At 61.7% G+C, this 16,659-nt stretch carries 19 protein-coding genes and 1 pseudogene; 10 read left to right on the forward strand and 10 right to left on the reverse strand.

The annotated features are described in order from the left end of the window. The first annotated feature begins 1 nt into the window (after position 1). The gene (locus tag ACIQCS_RS18250; protein ID WP_021245234.1) at positions 2 to 1,768 is read left to right on the forward strand and encodes an oleate hydratase; all 1,767 of its coding nucleotides are present in this window, start codon (positions 2 to 4) and stop codon (positions 1,766 to 1,768) included. A 143-nt stretch (positions 1,769 to 1,911) separates the two neighbouring features. On the opposite strand, the gene ACIQCS_RS18255 is transcribed toward ACIQCS_RS18250, so the two are convergent. The 6 genes and pseudogenes from ACIQCS_RS18255 to ACIQCS_RS18280 form a co-directional block, all read right to left on the reverse strand. Further along, positions 1,912 to 2,532, reverse strand: a complete 621-nt coding sequence (locus ACIQCS_RS18255; RefSeq protein WP_021245235.1) for a response regulator transcription factor — start codon at positions 2,530 to 2,532, stop codon at positions 1,912 to 1,914. Between the two features lie 344 nt (positions 2,533 to 2,876). Next, entirely contained in the window at positions 2,877 to 3,152 is a 276-nt protein-coding gene (locus ACIQCS_RS18260) for a hypothetical protein (RefSeq protein ID WP_140159542.1), read from the reverse strand. Beyond that, positions 3,126 to 3,321: pseudogene (locus ACIQCS_RS18265) on the reverse strand (hypothetical protein); the annotation flags it as partial. The pseudogene ACIQCS_RS18265 and the gene ACIQCS_RS18260, both read right to left, overlap by 27 nt. Positions 3,322 to 3,490: 169 nt before the next feature. Then, positions 3,491 to 4,375 (reverse strand): ribose-phosphate pyrophosphokinase, encoded by an 885-nt coding sequence (locus tag ACIQCS_RS18270; protein ID WP_021245237.1) that lies wholly within the window; start codon positions 4,373 to 4,375, stop codon positions 3,491 to 3,493. Continuing rightward, complete coding sequence (locus ACIQCS_RS18275) at positions 4,372 to 5,910, reverse strand: thymidine phosphorylase family protein (protein WP_021245238.1); 1,539 nt, start codon at positions 5,908 to 5,910, stop codon at positions 4,372 to 4,374. Before ACIQCS_RS18275 ends, ACIQCS_RS18270 begins: the two co-directional genes overlap by 4 nt. Beyond that, positions 5,907 to 7,367 (reverse strand): MBL fold metallo-hydrolase RNA specificity domain-containing protein, encoded by a 1,461-nt coding sequence (locus ACIQCS_RS18280; RefSeq protein ID WP_021245239.1) that lies wholly within the window; start codon positions 7,365 to 7,367, stop codon positions 5,907 to 5,909. The genes ACIQCS_RS18275 and ACIQCS_RS18280 overlap by 4 nt, the downstream gene beginning before the upstream one ends. A 252-nt stretch (positions 7,368 to 7,619) precedes the next feature. On the opposite strand from ACIQCS_RS18280, the gene ACIQCS_RS18285 reads away from it, so the two are divergent. From ACIQCS_RS18285 to ACIQCS_RS18295, 3 genes are all read left to right on the forward strand, one after another. Then, positions 7,620 to 7,883, forward strand: coding sequence for a DUF2933 domain-containing protein (locus tag ACIQCS_RS18285; protein ID WP_013039078.1), 264 nt, complete (start codon positions 7,620 to 7,622; stop codon positions 7,881 to 7,883). Beyond that, on the forward strand, positions 7,880 to 8,623 hold the full coding sequence (locus ACIQCS_RS18290) for an isoprenylcysteine carboxylmethyltransferase family protein (RefSeq protein WP_084391110.1): 744 nt from the start codon (positions 7,880 to 7,882) through the stop codon (positions 8,621 to 8,623). The genes ACIQCS_RS18285 and ACIQCS_RS18290 overlap by 4 nt, the downstream gene beginning before the upstream one ends. A 401-nt stretch (positions 8,624 to 9,024) precedes the next feature. Beyond that, entirely contained in the window at positions 9,025 to 9,372 is a 348-nt protein-coding gene (locus ACIQCS_RS18295; protein ID WP_401531457.1) for a helix-turn-helix domain-containing protein, read from the forward strand. Positions 9,373 to 9,439: 67 nt separating this feature from the next. Here ACIQCS_RS18295 and ACIQCS_RS18300 read toward each other — a convergent pair whose 3' ends face one another. Further along, positions 9,440 to 9,850, reverse strand: a complete 411-nt coding sequence (locus tag ACIQCS_RS18300) for a hypothetical protein (RefSeq protein WP_062787950.1) — start codon at positions 9,848 to 9,850, stop codon at positions 9,440 to 9,442. Positions 9,851 to 10,353: 503 nt separating this feature from the next. Between ACIQCS_RS18300 and ACIQCS_RS18305 the strand changes: the two genes are divergently transcribed. Beyond that, positions 10,354 to 10,692, forward strand: coding sequence for a hypothetical protein (locus ACIQCS_RS18305; protein WP_024270007.1), 339 nt, complete (start codon positions 10,354 to 10,356; stop codon positions 10,690 to 10,692). A gap of 11 nt (positions 10,693 to 10,703) precedes the next feature. On the opposite strand, the gene ACIQCS_RS18310 is transcribed toward ACIQCS_RS18305, so the two are convergent. Next, a complete protein-coding gene (locus ACIQCS_RS18310) occupies positions 10,704 to 11,999 on the reverse strand; it encodes a hypothetical protein (RefSeq protein WP_062787946.1) in 1,296 nt (431 codons plus the stop codon). A gap of 108 nt (positions 12,000 to 12,107) precedes the next feature. Between ACIQCS_RS18310 and ACIQCS_RS18315 the strand changes: the two genes are divergently transcribed. Beyond that, the gene (locus ACIQCS_RS18315; protein ID WP_280280040.1) at positions 12,108 to 13,088 is read left to right on the forward strand and encodes a lytic transglycosylase domain-containing protein; all 981 of its coding nucleotides are present in this window, start codon (positions 12,108 to 12,110) and stop codon (positions 13,086 to 13,088) included. Here the strand turns inward: ACIQCS_RS18315 and ACIQCS_RS18320 are convergent. Together ACIQCS_RS18320 and ACIQCS_RS18325 are read right to left on the reverse strand one after the other, a co-directional pair. Then, positions 13,075 to 13,662, reverse strand: coding sequence for an XRE family transcriptional regulator (locus ACIQCS_RS18320; RefSeq protein WP_174544809.1), 588 nt, complete (start codon positions 13,660 to 13,662; stop codon positions 13,075 to 13,077). The two genes, ACIQCS_RS18315 and ACIQCS_RS18320, sit on opposite strands and share 14 nt — an antisense overlap. Before the next feature lie 102 nt (positions 13,663 to 13,764). Further along, positions 13,765 to 14,229, reverse strand: a complete 465-nt coding sequence (locus tag ACIQCS_RS18325; RefSeq protein ID WP_174544808.1) for a hypothetical protein — start codon at positions 14,227 to 14,229, stop codon at positions 13,765 to 13,767. Between the two features lie 381 nt (positions 14,230 to 14,610). On the opposite strand from ACIQCS_RS18325, the gene ACIQCS_RS18330 reads away from it, so the two are divergent. The 4 genes from ACIQCS_RS18330 to ACIQCS_RS18345 are packed head-to-tail and all read left to right on the forward strand — an operon-like array spanning position 14,611 to position 16,658. Next, the gene (locus ACIQCS_RS18330; RefSeq protein WP_062787943.1) at positions 14,611 to 14,931 is read left to right on the forward strand and encodes a TrbC/VirB2 family protein; all 321 of its coding nucleotides are present in this window, start codon (positions 14,611 to 14,613) and stop codon (positions 14,929 to 14,931) included. Positions 14,932 to 14,990: 59 nt separating this feature from the next. After that, on the forward strand, positions 14,991 to 15,281 hold the full coding sequence (gene traL / locus ACIQCS_RS18335) for a type IV conjugative transfer system protein TraL (RefSeq protein ID WP_062787941.1): 291 nt from the start codon (positions 14,991 to 14,993) through the stop codon (positions 15,279 to 15,281). Position 15,282: 1 nt separating this feature from the next. Further along, the gene (locus tag ACIQCS_RS18340; protein ID WP_062787940.1) at positions 15,283 to 15,849 is read left to right on the forward strand and encodes a type IV conjugative transfer system protein TraE; all 567 of its coding nucleotides are present in this window, start codon (positions 15,283 to 15,285) and stop codon (positions 15,847 to 15,849) included. Beyond that, complete coding sequence (locus tag ACIQCS_RS18345) at positions 15,849 to 16,658, forward strand: type-F conjugative transfer system secretin TraK (RefSeq protein ID WP_062787939.1); 810 nt, start codon at positions 15,849 to 15,851, stop codon at positions 16,656 to 16,658. Before ACIQCS_RS18340 ends, ACIQCS_RS18345 begins: the two co-directional genes overlap by 1 nt. Position 16,659 lies beyond the last annotated feature (1 nt).

Here is a 16,659-nt window from a genome sequence, read left to right on the forward strand (position 1 = left end):
CATGCACTATAGTAGCGGGAACTACGAAGCTTTCGTGCGGCCCCGCAAACCTGAGGGCGCTGACAGGAAGACGGCCTGGTTCGTCGGCTCGGGTCTTGCGGGACTGGCAGGCGCGGCGTTCCTGATCCGCGACGGCGGCGTCGCCGGCGAGCATATTACCATCCTTGAGGAGTTGCATATTCCCGGCGGCGCGCTCGACGGCCTCGACGTCCCCGAAAAGGGGTTCGTCATCCGCGGAGGGCGCGAGATGGAGGAGCATTTCGAATGCCTCTGGGATCTCTATCGCTCGATCCCGTCGCTGGAGATCGAGGATGCGAGTGTGCTCGACGAATTCTACCGGCTCAACAAGGACGATCCGAATTTCTCGCTGCAGCGCGTCACGCAGAACCAGGGCCAGGATGTGCCCGACAAGGCTTTGCTGACACTCGGCGATCGCGCGCGAAGAGATCTGATCTCCGTCTTCCTCGCGACGCGGGAGGAGATGGAGAACAAGCGGATCAACGAAGTCTTCGGCGATGATTTCCTCAGGAGCAACTTCTGGCTCTACTGGCGCACCATGTTCGCCTTCGAGGAATGGCATTCCGCGCTCGAGATGAAGCTCTATCTGCATCGCTTCATCCACCATATCGGCAGTCTGGCGGATTTTTCCTCGCTCAAGTTCAACCGCTACAACCAATATGAATCGATGGTCCTGCCGTTGGTCAAATGGTTGCAGGATCGCGGTGTGAGATTTCGCTACGGCGTCGAGGTCACCGACGTCGATTTCGACATCCAGCCCGGCCGCAAGCAGGCGACCCGGATTGCCTGGATCGAAAACGGCGTCGAAGGCGGCGTCGATCTCGGCGCCGATGATCTCGTCTTCATCACTATCGGATCGCTGACCGAAAATTCCGACAATGGCGATCATCATACACCGGCCAGGCTGAATGAGGGGCCGGCGCCGGCCTGGGACCTGTGGCGCCGGATCGCGGCCAAGGACCCGGCCTTTGGTCGTCCCGACGTGTTTGGATCCCATATCCCGGAAACCAAATGGGCGTCGGCGACCATCACCACGCTCGACGCGCGCATTCCGGCGTACATTCGCAAGATTGCCAAGCGCGATCCGTTCAGCGGCACGGTGGTGACCGGCGGCATCATCACGGTCAAGGACTCGAGCTGGCTGCTGAGCTGGACGGTGAGCCGGCAACCCCACTTCAGGAAACAGCCGAAGGACCAGATCGTCGCCTGGTTCTATGCCTTGTTCGTCGACCGACCCGGCGACTATGTGAAGAAGCCGATGCAGGACTGTACGGGCGAGGAGATCACGCAGGAATGGCTTTATCATCTCGGCGTGCCGGTCGAGGACATCCCCGGCCTCGCCGCGACGGGGGCGAAGACCGTGCCGGTGATGATGCCCTACATCACCGCCTTCTTCATGCCGCGCCAGGCCGGCGACCGGCCGGACGTGGTGCCCGAGGGCGCGGTCAACTTCGCCTTTGTCGGCCAGTTTGCCGAGTCGAAGCAGCGTGATTGTATCTTCACGACGGAATATTCGGTGCGCACGCCGATGGAGGCCGTCTACACGCTGATGAAGGTCGAACGCGGCGTGCCCGAAGTGTTCAACTCAACCTATGATATCCGCACGCTTCTGGCCGCAATCGGGCCGCTCAGGGATGGCAAAGGGATCGACATTCCCGGCCCGTCCTTCCTGCGCAAGCTGTTGATGACGAAGCTTGAAGGCACAGAGATCGCCCAGCTGTTGGAAGAGTTTCATCTCCTTTCGCGATAGCAATCAAGCGCGACCCTTCGCCTGGGCTCACGAAAATTCCGCCAAAAGCTGATGAACACCGTCGATGCATCCCAGCAGGCACTATGTCCGCGCCATCAGGTGACACGCAGAGATTCAACCGCAGCAGCCCTGGCCGCCTTTACCTACAGCGGCCTTCCCATTCCAGCCGCAAAGGCGATCCGCAAGGTTTCGGCAAGGGTACGGACTCCAAGCTTGGACATGATGCTCGCGCGATGGACTTCGACCGTCCGTGAAGAAATGCCCAGATCATAGGCGATGGTCTTGTTCGGAAGGCCTTGCGCAAGGCCTTCGAGAACATCCCGTTCGCGCGGTGTCAGTAGATCGACCTGTCGGCATGCCTCGGCTTCTTCGAGAGCGCGCCCCTCGGCCGTGTCGATGCGCGCGAACGCTCGGTCTATCGCATCGAGCAGCAGCGGCCGTTCGATAGGTTTGGCCAGGAAATCGACAGCACCCGCCTTCATCGCTTGGACAGCAAGCGCAATGTCTCCGTTGCCGGTCAGCATCACGACTGGCATGCTTATATCCATCTGCGTCAGCGCTGCCTGAACCTGTAGACCGTTCATGTCCGGCATGTGCATGTCGAGAACGATGCTACCTCTTTCAGCTTCATCTGCAATTTTCAGAAAGTCGACTCCCGAGCCATAGGTCTCGACGGCAAATCCCGCTGTCCTTAATGTGAATCCTACAGCTTTCCTGATTGTTTCTTCGTCATCAATGACATGAACGACGCGCTTGCTCTCCATGGCCCCCCGGACGTGTTGGCATTGCTGCGCACCCCAGCGGGCACAGCTTCAAAGGGGAGACCTTCTACGGGTAGGACCATGGTCCAAGGTCAAGGCCGAAATACCGCCGCATCACAACAGGCAAGGCAGGTGCTCGGCGAGAGGGGGGTAAGCGACCCGGCATCATGTGCCGAACTTTGCGAGATGACCGCTCTTGCGAACGGGGCGGCGCTCCCTCTGGTCTCCCGGCGGCAAGGCGCCGCAAGACGCTGCCGCCGGGAGTGGGCACGCCTCTTGGGGGATGAGCGCGCTGGTTGCTCCTAAGCTCGACGCGTCATGTTGTCATGGCAAGAAGCTGATAATCGCTATTCTGTGTCAGCAGCGCGCCGTAACGCCGATGTCCGGGGCGGATCGCAGCTCCGCTCGCGCGCCGCTACGGCACGGCGAATCCGATTCAGCACGAACCGGTGATCATAGGGTTTTGAGATCGAAGGCTGATCATCGCAGAGATCGCCCGCCTTCCGTGTCGCAGTTTCGATATTCCCGGCGAGGATGGCACCGATACCGGGTTGTTCCTGACGAACCAAGGATGCCAGGCCCGCGCCGCGCTCAGCGCGATCGAGCCAGCGCAGCGCTGCCATCACATCGTCGACCGGCACCGGGATGCTGGCGGGCGACGGAGGGCCGGTTGGCCCTCGACGGCGGAGCGATCGGACGCCCAGGATGCAAGGATGGCGGGCTTCACTTCGGGCTCAAGCTGCGGGTCCGAGCAACGATGAAGGGATCAAGGAAAGAGCGTGTGTGCGACATGACATATCCTCCTTTCCTGCCGCGACTTTCTCCGAAAGCGAAGTTCCCGGAAGATTGGTTCGGGCTCGTGTAGGGTCAATGGATGGGAATGCGCCCGGCGTTTGCCGGGCGTTCGTTTTCATCGTGCATTGAGCATTGAGTACTGAAGAACTGACGCGCAGCGCACCGTTCAAATTCCGTGACGAACGGCCTCCGCAATCGCCGGCATCACGTCGATATCATTAGAGGTATGCGCAACAGCGTTCGTGCTGACGATCCTCTCGACGAGCCCACCCAGGACTTGCGCTGCATCGCCGGCGAAAAGCGGATGCACGACCACGCAATCCGGTCGCGCGAACCCCATGCCGACCAGCTGGCGCGCCGCCTCGGCGAGGGTCCGGCCGGATGAGGCGATATCGTCGACCAGCACCGGCTGGCGATCGAGAAACGCTGGGGCATTCGGAATCGAGATGGTGACGTCACGGTCGCCGGACCGGATTTTCTCGCACACGAGAAACGGAGCATCGGCATCGGCCGCCACCTGCGAGACCCACTGTTCGCTTTCCAGGTCCGGACCGATGATCAGCGGACGAGCGACATTGCGCTTGATCCACGAGGCCAGAAGTGGCGCGGCATGAACAACCTGGGTCGGGATGCGGTAGATTTCCGACAACGCATGATAGCGATGGAGATGCGGATCGACCGTCACCAGCCAGTCGAGATGGCGGGACAGAATCGCGGCAAAGGTTCGCGACGTCACCGCCTCGCCGGCATGGAAGCGTATGTCCTGGCGCATGTAAGCGAGGTAGGGGGCGACGAGCCCGATCCTGCGAGCGCCCAGATCGCGCGCGGTGTCGGCTGCGAACAGCAGCGGCAACAGCTTGGCGTCCGGATGATCGAGACTCGACAGCAGGATGACCTCGCGGTCGCTGACGTCGCTTACGACCCTGAGATAGGTTTCCCCGTCAGGAAACTGACGATGCTCGATCGTGCCGACCTCTGCATCGAGCGCGGCGGATAGCGGCTGTGCCAGGGCCTCGCTGCCAGGCAGCGCGAACAGCACGGGACGGTTCATAGCGCTTCAATCCCGAAGATCGGCCCGTCGCTCACCGCATAGGCCGCCGCATAATCGAGCTCGCCCGGGCTCTCGGCATGAATGGTGCACAAGGGAGCCCCGGCATCCACCATCTGGTTCAGCCGACACTGCAGCGCGACGCCGGCGGCCTTGGCCATCGGCGCGCCGGCAAGCTTCGCGACCGTCGCGAGCTTGCGATTGTCGATACTCACCAGGCGGCCGCTATAGGGAGCGATCATATCCTGTTGGAACCGGGCGACCGGTGGAGCCCGCATGCCGCCCTGCGCTTCGCAGATACGTTGGAACTTGGCCCAGGCCCGGCCGCTTTCGAGGCACGCCCGCGCACGCGCATAGCCTTCGCCGGCCGGGGCTGCGTCCGCGAGCTCAAGCAGTCCTCCCGCCAGCTCGCAGGCCCGGTGGGCGAGATCCTCGGCGCCCGGCTGCCCCTGGAGCACGGCAAGGATATCCTGCGCCTCGAGCGCCGGACCGATGCCCCGTCCGATCGGCTCGGCGCCGGGGCCGCGCATCACGCGCGTGCGAAGCCCGAAGGCTTGGGCGACAGAGCTCAGCGCCCGCTCGAGCGTGTCGGCGGCATCGGCTCCGCGTACCTTGGCGGTCGGCCCGACCGGGATGTCGATGACCAGATGGGTCGCACCGGCCGCGATTTTCTTGGACAGCACCGAGGCGACCATCTGCCCGACGGCATCGATATCGAGCACCCGTTCCACGCCGATGATCACATCGTCGGCAGGGCTGAGGTTGACGGCGCCGCCCCAGGCGATGCAGCCGCCTTCGCGCTCGACCACCTTGCGGATTGCGGAAACGTCGAGGTCGACAGGTGCCAGCACCTCCATCGTGTCCGCCGTGCCGGCCGGCGAGGTGATCGCCCGCGACGATGTCTTGGGCATGATCAGGCCCTCCGCGGCCATGATCGAGACGATGATCGGCGTGGTGCGATTGCCCGGCAATCCACCGACGCTATGCTTGTCGACGATGACCGTTCCGGGCCACTGCAATCGCTCGCCGACATCGACCATCGCCCTGGTCAGGCTGATCGTTTCGTCCGTATCGAGCGGGACCGCTGAGCAGGCCGTGACGAATGCCGAGAGATGGACATCGCTATAGCGTCGCTCGGCGATGTCGGTGATGATCGCTGAAAAAGCCCCGTCACTGAGACGATTGCCATAGATACGCCGACGCACTTCGGCGAGCGAGGCGAGAGGCTGGGCGTGCGCGATCTCGACCGGATCGCCCTCGCTGACGCCGAGCCGCTGCCATGCGGATTCCGAGAGGCCGATCTCGCCGGGCGCTGGAGTCTCCGCGGAACTGTGCAGCAGCGAGACGACGATTTCCCGCCCGCCGGCGCGCAGCGCGACCTGCGCGCGGGACGCAAGACCTTCCGAGCGGCAGACGGGACAGTCGTGGCGCATGACCGCGATCAGATCGCTACCGGCACCCGACAGGCCGATGCGGCGTGCCCGCAGCGTCGTCGCGACAGACTCTGCTTCGGCGTTCTCGATGATCCCGGGCTTCACGCGAGCATGCCCCAGCTACCCAGCGCCGGTACGCTGCATGCCCAGCCCAGTTCCTCCGAGACACGCTTCGCCAGGACGTGGGCGCCGGTCGGCTCGCCATGGGTGACATAGACGTGGCGCGGGGCCTCGTGCAGCGAGCCGAGCCAGCGCATGAGCTCGTCGCTGTCGGCATGCGCCGAGAGCATCGTCAGGTTGGCGACCTCGGCTTCGACCGGGATATACTCGCCGTGGATCTTGATCGTCCGGGCGCCGCCGATCATGGCGGCGCCGCGGGTGCCCGCCGCCTGGAAGCCCGAGAAGAGGATGAGGTTCTTCCCATCCGGCGCGAAGCGCTTGAGATGGTGGAGCACGCGGCCGCCCGTTGCCATTCCGCTGGCCGAGATGATGACCTTTGGGGCGGGGTTGGCGGTGAGTTCCTTGGATTCCTCCACTTCGCGCACATAGTGCGCGACGCTGCACGCCGCTTCGCACTCGGCGCGGGCCAGGCGATGCTCGTCCATGAAATCGCACATCAGCCCGCTCGCGTTGATCGCCATCGGGCTGTCGAGGAAGATCGGGATGTCGCGGAGGCGTCCCTGCGCGCGCAGACGCGAGAAATGATAGAGAAGCGACTGGACCCGTCCCACGGCGAAGGCCGGGATCACCACCGTCCCTCCTCTCTCGACGCATCGTTCGACATGATCTCCAAGCGTCTTTGTCGGATCGACCTGCTCGTGGCGCCGATCGCCATAGGTCGATTCCACCAGGACATAGTCGGCGCGCGCGGGCGGCTCGGGATCTTTCATCACCGAATCGCCGTAACGGCCGATGTCGCCTGAGAAGAGGATTGTCCGCCCCTTCCAGTCGATCTCGATCGACGCCGCGCCGAGGATGTGGCCGGCGCGATGATAGCGCACCCTGATGCCGTCCGTGACTGCATGCCACGCTCCGAACTCGATCGGCCGGAAGAGCTGCAATGCCAGACGCGCGTCAGCCTGGGTGTAGAGCGGCAGCGCCGGCTGGTGCCTGGAGAAGCCGTGCCGGTTGGCGAACTCCGCATCCTTTTCCTGCAGATGACCGCTGTCGGGAAGAAGGAGCTCGCACAGGGCCGCGGTCGCCCGGGTGGCAAGGACGGTACCGTCCCAGCCCAGGCGCGCCATGCGCGGTAGCGCGCCCGAGTGATCGAGATGAGCGTGGGTCAGCAGGACTTGGCCGACATCGGCGACTTCGGGTGGAATTGGCGCCCAATTAAGGCGGCGCAGATCCCTGGGTCCTTGAAACAGGCCGGAATCGACAACGATCTGAGTTTCACCATCGTCCACCAGATAACGCGACCCTGTGACCGTTCCCGATGCGCCGAGAAAGGCGACGCCGAGACCATCGGCCGGGCGCTTGGCCAGATCGATCCTTGCTTCGCGCTCAAGGACGGTCACGCCGGACTGGTTGCGGGAATGGTGCCGTTTCTTTCTCTTGTGCATGGACGCGGGCCTGCCTCTCACGATTATGTTCGTGAGCGCAGCATTGGTTCGCGGACGCCGCACGCCTATACGCAAAAGCCGCAGCACGACTGCTGCTCCCCGGCAGCTGCGTCGCGCGAACGCCGGTGGCCGATCCGATCGATCACCTTACCCATGCTTGCGCGATGTCCGGCGGACTTCGGTCTCTACTTATACCTTGCTCCTTGGACTCGAGCCTATGCAGGCTGGACGTTGACTAGAAGAGAACGGCATATGGGCGAACATGACCATCGCATGCGCAAGCGCGGCAAGATCGTTCTGATCGGCTTCCTGCTCGTCGCCAGCTTCTTCCTCATTACCGAGCATACCGCGCACTTCCTGGGTGTGCTGCCCTATCTCATCCTGCTCGCCTGCCCGCTCATGCACCTGTTCATGCACCACGGCCAAGGTGGGCATCAGCATGGCCATGAGCCCGGCCAGGCACCCGCCGGCTTGCCGGCCAATCCCAACGGCCGCATCGAAGGAGAGTCGCGATGACGCACGCCGACTATGGCTATGGTCTGTGGGGGCTCGCGCTGGTCAATGCCGCCGTTTTCATCCTCTTTGCGTTCAGCTTCTTCAAGCCGGCAACGCGGCGCGACTGGCGCAGCTTCGGCGCGTTCAGTGCGTTCATCGTCGCGCTCTTCGCCGAAATGTATGGCTTCCCGCTCACCATCTTCCTGCTGTCGGGGTGGCTCCAGTCGCATTTCCCCGGCGTCGACTGGTGGAGCCACGATGCCGGCCACCTCCTGGAGATGATGTTCGGCTGGAGGGTCAACCCGCATTTTGGCCCGTTCCATCTTGCCAGCTTCGTGCTGATCGGCACGGGCTTCTGGCTGATCTCGGCCGGATGGGCGCCGCTTCACGCAGCCCAGCGCGTTCACAAGCTCGCGACGACGGGAATCTATGCCAGGGTCCGCCATCCGCAATATATCGGGTTCATCCTCGTGATGCTCGGTTTCCTGGTGCAATGGCCGACGTTACTTACGCTCGCCATGTTCCCCGTGCTGGTCGTGATGTACATCCGGCTAGCCCGGCATGAAGAGAAGGCGGCGCTCGCAGAATTCGGGAATGAGTATCGCGACTATATGGCACGAGTGCCAGCCTTCGTTCCCCGGCTAACGCCTCGGCCCGCGCGTCCTGTCCGTTCATCCACGCCCTTGGAGAGGCAAGGCGCGGCTCGATCGGGGGCGGAACAGGCTTTAGCCAAAAAGCACGATTGGCCGCGCCGAGGCTGAGGGGTTGGGCGTCGGGGTGCGTATTACATTCGAGCGATGGAGCTTACGCCGATCGCCATCGCATCACGGCACGTTGATTTGAGATGCGGCCCACGCTCGTTTCGGCGGATCGCACGGAGGGAAATCTGTTATGCCTTTCGATGCGACGTTGTTCATCAAAACTCGGATTGCGCCGGCCGTCGAAAGGTGCACCCGCGCCCCGAAACAGTCTGCCGTCAGCCGGATGAACACATGCCGAGGCGCCCTTAACCTCCGCTTGGAACTAACGCTCTCGCGGCTCGCACTCTCGTCTCAACACTTTTTCCGTAGCGGATAACCAGCCCCTCTGCCGCACCAGGATCGGGTGCTGCGGAAGATCTGGCGCAGTCCCGCCGCCTCCTTGATGTTAAGAGAGTAATTGGATGGGTATCGAGACACAGAGCCAAGTTCATCGATCAATAGACCCCGCTGCAGCCGACGCGATATTTCAAACCCTGAGCGCACGTTGGGTGTTGCACATCCTGGTAGCGCTGAGCAAAGACGATCTCCGCTTCACGTGCCTTCGCCGAGAGATACCGAGCATCAGCGCCAATGTGCTTACGGTCCGCCTGAGGGAACTGGAAGCGGCATGTCTGGTCTCGAGGACGACTTCGCCGCCACCGGATTCCTATCAACTTTACGGACTGGGGCCGTTGGCACATGGGTTGCGACCGGCGCTGCAACATCTGGAGCAATGGAGGATACAGCTCGGTGTATTCGGCAAGACCTAGAGCTCCGATGATTCCATCGTGGATCGGAGTCGATTGCCGCGCCTGCGGAATGCTCGCCGCCCGTCACTCAATGCTCGGGGAGAAGGACCGCCGCAACCTCGCGATAATCGACAGGGTGGATGCGGTCTTTTGATTGAAAGCGCGCAAGATCCAGGGTTTCATCGCCAAACGTCACCGCGATCGAGTTTATGAGATAGGCGCGCGTCCGTGAATATGGCAGGATCCAGATCGCTCGCTGGGTGGGAATATTTTGGCGAAGTCTGGTAAGTTTGAGTGCCAGCAGCCGGCTCGGCTCATCATTCGACCCGACAGCGAGCAGCGTGGTCCCGTAGAACTTGTTCGGGGTTCGCCAGGACAATATCTGGCTGACCGTCGCCCGCTCCTCGACCAGCTTATCACATTGCCCGGCATATCGGTCACCGATCGCCCGTGACATTCCGACACCGATGCTGTCGCCAATGATAAGGCACGCGAACATCGAACATCCTAATAAAGACAGGTTTCAGGGCCACCCGCCTCGCCCGTCATCGACCGTGCAAGTGAGCCAGCACCTCTTAGTCTTTCATGGGCAGAACGCGCGCTGCAAGCGCTGAAATATCGGCTTCCCCAAGAATGTAGGAGGCGCCCGTTTCGGAAAAGAATAGTTGTACGCGCTCTTCCTCTGCGGTGGGCGGGCAGATTGGCGCCGTAGAATGACTGTCACTCCAGGAAGCGTCGACAAACTGAACAAGCTCAGACCAGGCCTTGATACCGTCGTCGTGAATCGTGATGCGTTCCCGTCCACGAAATAGGATAACAAGCACTGATACCTGCATGATACCTTAACGGTTGATGTGTATGGTCGATGGCTTGGCACGGTCCTCAGGCTCCTGACCGTGGTAGGCCGAGTACAGGCCGAGATCGCCGAAAATCGTCTCCGATTTGGAGCGATGCTGCATTATCGGTCGCTTCCCCTCGTGAAGGGAAGGGTGTTTGTGAGCCATGGAAGATGGCGGGAACGAGACCATTCCGTCGAATGTTACAAGCAAAGCGGATGGAGATTTGTGGATCGTGGCACATCTTTCGGCCGTGGAACTTCACAACTGGATCGCGCTCTATGCGGCGGCAGGGGTCTGCTGCGCGCTCGGGATGATCATGTCCCTGGGGCTCATTCTCGTCCAACTTTACCGCGAGCAGGCGTGGGCAACGCTCACTACAGGGCGCGGCCTTCTCCTTTTCATCCCTAATACCTGGTGGCGATGGCAGAAGCTCTACCTGCTTTCGACCCCGGTAACGCTTGGAATTGTGGGCGCCTTCGCCACGACATTGGCCTGGACTTAGCGCCATGCAGTCTAGTTAAGTCGGTGCAGCGCTTCGGCGATGAGCCGCGCGACCTGATCATCCTCAACATCCCTCGGGGTGATCGGAAGGGCGGGGGCGATCTGCTCGAGTGCCCGCTGCGTAGCCGGCGTCGATCCGATGCCAGCGTTACGAGGCATTGCCTGGATCACAAGCTGTCGGATTTCGCCCGTCGCCTGCGAGCGCGCTTCTACAAGAAAATCCGGCCGACAGGCCCCGAGCGGGGTCAGACGATCAAAGATCGGCTTCTCGAGAGCCAGATCGACGCCTTCGCGTGCGAGAACGCGCCTTGAGCGGAGAAGCGCTTGCAGCACTGCCCGCTCGAAATTGCTCTCGACCGGTATGAACCGCACGCCCGAATAGATTGGTTGGGCATAGGCACGCAGGGGCGCATAGCCGTGAGCTTCTGGATACTGTCCTATTACAACAATGACGAGATACGGCCCCTGGATCGAATTGTCGCGCACCGAGGGCGACTGGACGCGATTCGCGACGTCGATCGGCTCCGAACCGGCCGGGAAGATTGTCGAGCCCTGAAATGCCTTGGCAAAGAGGGCCAGAAACCCTTGCGGAGCGTGTCCGCGTGGCCATCGACGGCCGAGTTCGCGAATGCCGGCAAGGGCCCTTCTGCTGTGCAGGGCGTCCCCATGTGTCCAGAGCACTCGTCCCAGCTCGATGCCTGGCGCCACCTCAATCTTTGCCGCCGCGCGCGTAAGCGCCCTGAATTCCTCGCCGATCGTCCGCTCGGCGGTATCCTCCGAATATGGCGCCACCAAGTGCAGGCTAGCATTGTTCATCAAGCGCCAGAGCAGTCTTGCCAGCCGCGGTATGGACGCGTTGCGCGTGCGATCGTCACTCGCGTCGTTATCGGGGCGCTGTGCCAGCTTCTCCGGCGCAGGGCGGAGCACCTCAAAATAGCCGACCGGGGGATCGGCCGGCGTCAGCGGGTTGCGGGTCTGGGTGATGCGGTTGGTGACTTGGTCGCGGAAGAAGGGGCAAGTGGCGACGTGCTCCGGTCGTTTGGCGCTGGTGAGGCGACGCAGATAATAGGTCTCGGCCTCCGATAGAAATGCCGGCGTAAGAACAGGCGGAGTGCAATCGACACCGAGACAGTCGCAGGCAAGCCATTTGCCGCCGATGCGCGCCTGCTGCACCAAGGTGATTCCAGCATCCTCATCTTGGCGTGAGCCTTCGCCGACATACCAGCGGATCAGCGCGGATTGAAGCGTTGGGGGCAAGGGAATACGGGCGCCACCGAGCCCGCTGCTGTGTCGGTCAATCAACCACATGAGGCTGCCAATCGAAGCATAGTCGATAAATGCTTTCCCAGCTCGGCTCGGTTGACAACAAGAAACGGTTCGATCTCCACTTCGGTGATTGGTCAATCGGAGGTCGTTATGAGAGCGATACTGCTAATAAGCGCTGCCCTGATCAGCGGATCGTGCGCGACGGAAGCGGGTGCGCGTCCAAGCGAAAAATCCTCGAGAACGGCCCAAGTCATCGTGATGTCGACGGCGGCGGCGCCTACCAAGCGCCAAGGCGGGATCCCGCTGACGACCGGGACAGATCCGGATGGCGGCGAGCTCGTCCAGACGCTGGCTTCGGCACCGCTTCCTCCCGCGTTTAAAACGCATGATCTGAGCCGGCGCTGGGTAGCCTTTGAAATGGCCAGCAGCTTTGCTGCATCCGCTTTGCCGGTCGCAACCGAGACAAGGGATTTAGATCCATTCGCGCATGTCGGCGTCGCCACGATCCCAACCGATTCCGGCTTGTCGGCGGCTCCGATTGCCATCCCACAATGGATGAACGGGGGGGCGGCATTTGCGACCGCCCCCCGACGCATTTCGGCTCGCTGTCCCGCGTACGGCTATCAACCTGCCGGGTTTCTCGATGCAGGCACCGAGCTGAGACGGTCCGGCTACTATGGGATGATGAGCAGCATCGCCTGTGAATATGGAATACCGGTCGGCCTGTTCGACGCGATGATCATCAGAGAAAGCCGGTACGACGCGGGCGTCTTTTCCCCAAAAAGGGCATTTGGGCTGACACAGCTCATGCCCGACACTGCGGCGGGGCTTGGCGTGAATCGCTATGATGTCGAGCAAAATCTCCGCGGTGGCGCTCTCTATCTGCGTCAGCAACTCGACAGGTTCGGACAGGTGCATCTGGCGCTGGCGGCCTATAACGCCGGTCCGGGGCGGATCAGGAACGGAGCCTTGCCCAGGATCGCCGAGACACAGGCCTACGTCGAAAACGTCCTGCTTAACTGGCGCCGCTTGCTGGGATTCACGCCACCGAATTTGTCCCAGGACGTGAGGGCTTTGTCGGTCTTGCAAAGGCCGACGATAGCCCGAGCGGCGACGGTCACGTCATATTAGGGAGCAGCGGCTCAAACAAGTCCGTCGCCATTGCCGACATCCAGAGCAGAAGGCTCAGCGTTGATATGTGGGCAAGATGAGCGCGTCTCGCCATGACGGCACCCACCTCTTTGACCAGTTTCTCCACAACGGCCTGCCGCAGCGGGCCAGCCCATTCCTTGCGCACTTCGGTCCCGTCCATGCCCTCTATCTCGTCGAGCGCAGCCACCAGCATCGACGGCAGACCCTCGAAGAGTTCCGCGAGCATCGCGATTGATGTCTGGAAACGCTCGTCAAGGAAGAGCTTTGGATTGCGATAGGTCTCTACGGCGATGATGGCTTGGATGATATTGATGTCCAGCGCGTCGAGGATCTGCTGGAATTCAAATAGATACATGGCTGCCCGTTTGGCGGGATCATGATGAAGCAACAGTCCTAAGCGGGTCTTGCTGATACCTGTCTTGAGCGCCAGCTTACGCTGTCCGATGCCATGCTCCGACATCGCTTCAAGGATCAGCGGGATGAAGTCCCGCTGATCGGCGCCGGCTGAACAACAGCCTTCGTCCGAGGCCTCGATATGGGCAAAGGATGACAAATTACCGTCTCCTGTTGCACGTTCGGTATGAAACGAAACACAGGGGCAGCTACTAATCAACCCTCGGCATGGATGTGCGGTTACGATCAGCGTGGCCGTTAACTATCTGAATGGGACCACGTTATCTGGCGGATCGTCGTCGCCGGCGGGCTGTGAGGAGGAGACGCAAGCGGAACTATCCAGCCCAATTCTCTGAAGTATTTTCGCCGCCTTCTGATCGACAATGTAAAGAAACAGCATGATCGAGAGGGTGTCGCCCAAGCTGATCTCAGAGCCTAAGCCCTCCGAAATAAGACGTTTTGCTGCATCGAGGCTGTCTGCGCTCGACTTCGTGATTGTGAGATCGATGCGGATATCACCGGTAGTGGGTATTGCCGACAGATGATCGCGAATTGTCCTCGGATCGTGGGACTCCAGCGCACAAGGTAAGTGGACACGCGCCGCCAACAGGCTCTCAAGGGTCTGGTAGCATCGGGTCTCGTTCGAGCGGAGGCGCAGGCTCTCCGTCGTCAGATTGAACAGGTGCTCCGAAATGTTGAGCGCGAGCGTGCACTGATCTCCCGTCATCGAACCTGCACCAGGCTGTCCTTCATCAGCATGTCTTGAGTGCTCATATCGTCGACAAGAATTCTGCCCGGCCGACGGGAATTCACCGACTCCGGTTAGCGAATCTAACCTGAGCCATCGATGACGGCAATTATCAGCGCATATGCCGACTCGGGAAGTGGCCTGCCCCGGAAAAGGGGGCGGCTTGCCCCGACGTCTGGGGCATTGTGCCCCGCAGGCAGGGGCATGCCGCCCCGCAAGGCGGGGCGCCTCCTTGAACCGTTCAAGATTCTTTCGCGAGTCGAACATGGTTGGGGGGAAGTTCGTTGCCGCCCGCCGTTTGACCTGACCACCTTTTGATTGGGCGCGGATCAGTCGCGTTCCGTTTGAAGGGAAACTCTCATGCAGACTGTCCTCAAGTACAGCGGTCGTGCGGAGCTGGCGGTTCTCGCCCTCATCGCACTGGTGATCGCGCTGCTTCTTCTTGCCGGACCGGCCTTCGCCGGTGCCGACACCACGTTCGATACCGCCCTGACGAAGTTCACCGACTTCCTCGAAGGGTCGGGCGGCAAGATCATTACCGTCCTGTCGCTCGCCGGCGGCATCGTCGCGCTGGCATCGGGCCGCTTCTCGATGGGCCAGATCGCAATTCCGGTCGGCGTCGGTGTGGGCGCCGGGACCGGCATTCCGATCGTCACTTCCACCGTCACCGCAACGATCTGAACAGTCCAAGGGGCGGCCGGAATAGCAGATTCGGTCGGCCTGCGGGGGAGGGTGGTGTTATGGCCGCGGACAAGTACGTCATTCCGTCTCATCTGGATGATCCTGAGCTAATCGGGCTGTGGACGCTGGATGAGTTCCTGGCGATGGTGATTCCATTCGTCTGGGGTATCCTGTCTCAGCATATCCTTATCGGCATGTTGCTTGCGGGCGCTGGCTGGTGGGGACTGAAGAAGGCTAAGGCAGGGCGGGCGACCTCCTGGCTGCTGCACATGGCCTATTGGCATCTTCCGGCCGGCTTCACCGGCATGAAGGCCACGCCACCCTCCTATCTCCGGTTGATGGCGGGTTGAGATGGAGATTTCCTACACCCACGCCCAAAGCCAGCGAATCCTCAAACAGCGCAATATGCTGGTGGTCATTGCCGGCATCCTGGGTGCCCTTTGCGCGATCTTGGCGCTCATCACAGCTACTCGCGACCGTGAGGTGGTCCTTCAGCCAATTCTTGGATCCCCGCTGGTCGTGAACAGCGCCGGCGTGAGCCGAGAATATCTTGAACTGGTGACGCGCGACACGGCCGTGCTGACGCTCGACCGCAGCCCGGCGAATCTCGAATACTGGATGAAATCGGTCCTCGATATCACCGCGCCTAGCGCGCAGGGGAAGATCCGCGCCGACCTCATGAAGATCGTGAACGAACAGCGCGGATCATCGATCGCGCAGTTCTTCACCATCCAGCAGATGGAAATCGACCCGAAGAACCTGTGGTCGACCGTTACGGGCGATCTCCACACGATCGTCGGCAACAAGGTCGTCGCCAACGAACGTCGAACCTTCCGCTTCGATTGGCAATACTCCGGCCTGTCGCTGAAGCTTGTCGGCTTCGGAATGGTGACGACCGGCAAGGAAAAGGATCAGTGATGTCGGTCTATGCGATCGGCAGCGCCGCAGTCGGCGTTGTCTTCCTCTCCCGCGTCTACTGCGTGTTGAGCCGTTGCTTGGGCGCCGGGCTGGTGGCGTTGAGCTTCGTCCTGCTCGCCTCGCCGGCATGGGCGGATCAGACCGTCATGGCGGCGGATGGCAGCCAGGTGGACTGTGCCGCCTCGGCGAAGGATCTCACCAGGATCAGCCTTGTCGAAGACGAATTCGCATCGGTCTCGAAAATTTCGACAGGCAACCCGCAGGACGACTTCTCGGTCGTGAACGAGCCCGTGCGCGGAGATATCTACCTGTCTGTGCCCGATGGCTTCACCCGTCCGGCGCTCTCCTTCTTCGCCACGAGCAAGCGCGGCTATGTCTACAAGATCGTCTGCCGGATAGCTGGCGATCAGGCGGTGCAGCTGTTCATCTCGAACCCCGCGATCGCCAAAGCGAAGTCCGACGAGAATGGCACGCCAGAGGTGGCGGTCGCCGCCAACCCGCAGGAGGCCGCCGTCGAGCTCGTCCAGGCCATGTATTCGAACAGTGTCGCCGACGGCTACCAAATGCGCCAGCGCACGCTGCGGCCGGTCTACGTTGGCAACCTCAAGGTCCAAATGATCGCTGAATATCGGGGGTCGGCTCTGACCGGGCGGGTGCTGCGCATCGAGAACCGCGGCCCTGAACCCATCACGTTGAGCGAGGCGACGGTCGCGCCGACCAGTGCGCTCGCCGTCTCGATCGCCGAGCCGAAGCTCGATCCTGGGAAGGTCACGACGGCCTATCTCGTCTCACAAACCGGGAGGCAGTGAC

Source organism: Sphingomonas sp. NPDC092440 (genome assembly GCF_044754985.1).
Taxonomy (GTDB): domain Bacteria; phylum Pseudomonadota; class Alphaproteobacteria; order Sphingomonadales; family Sphingomonadaceae; genus Sphingomonas.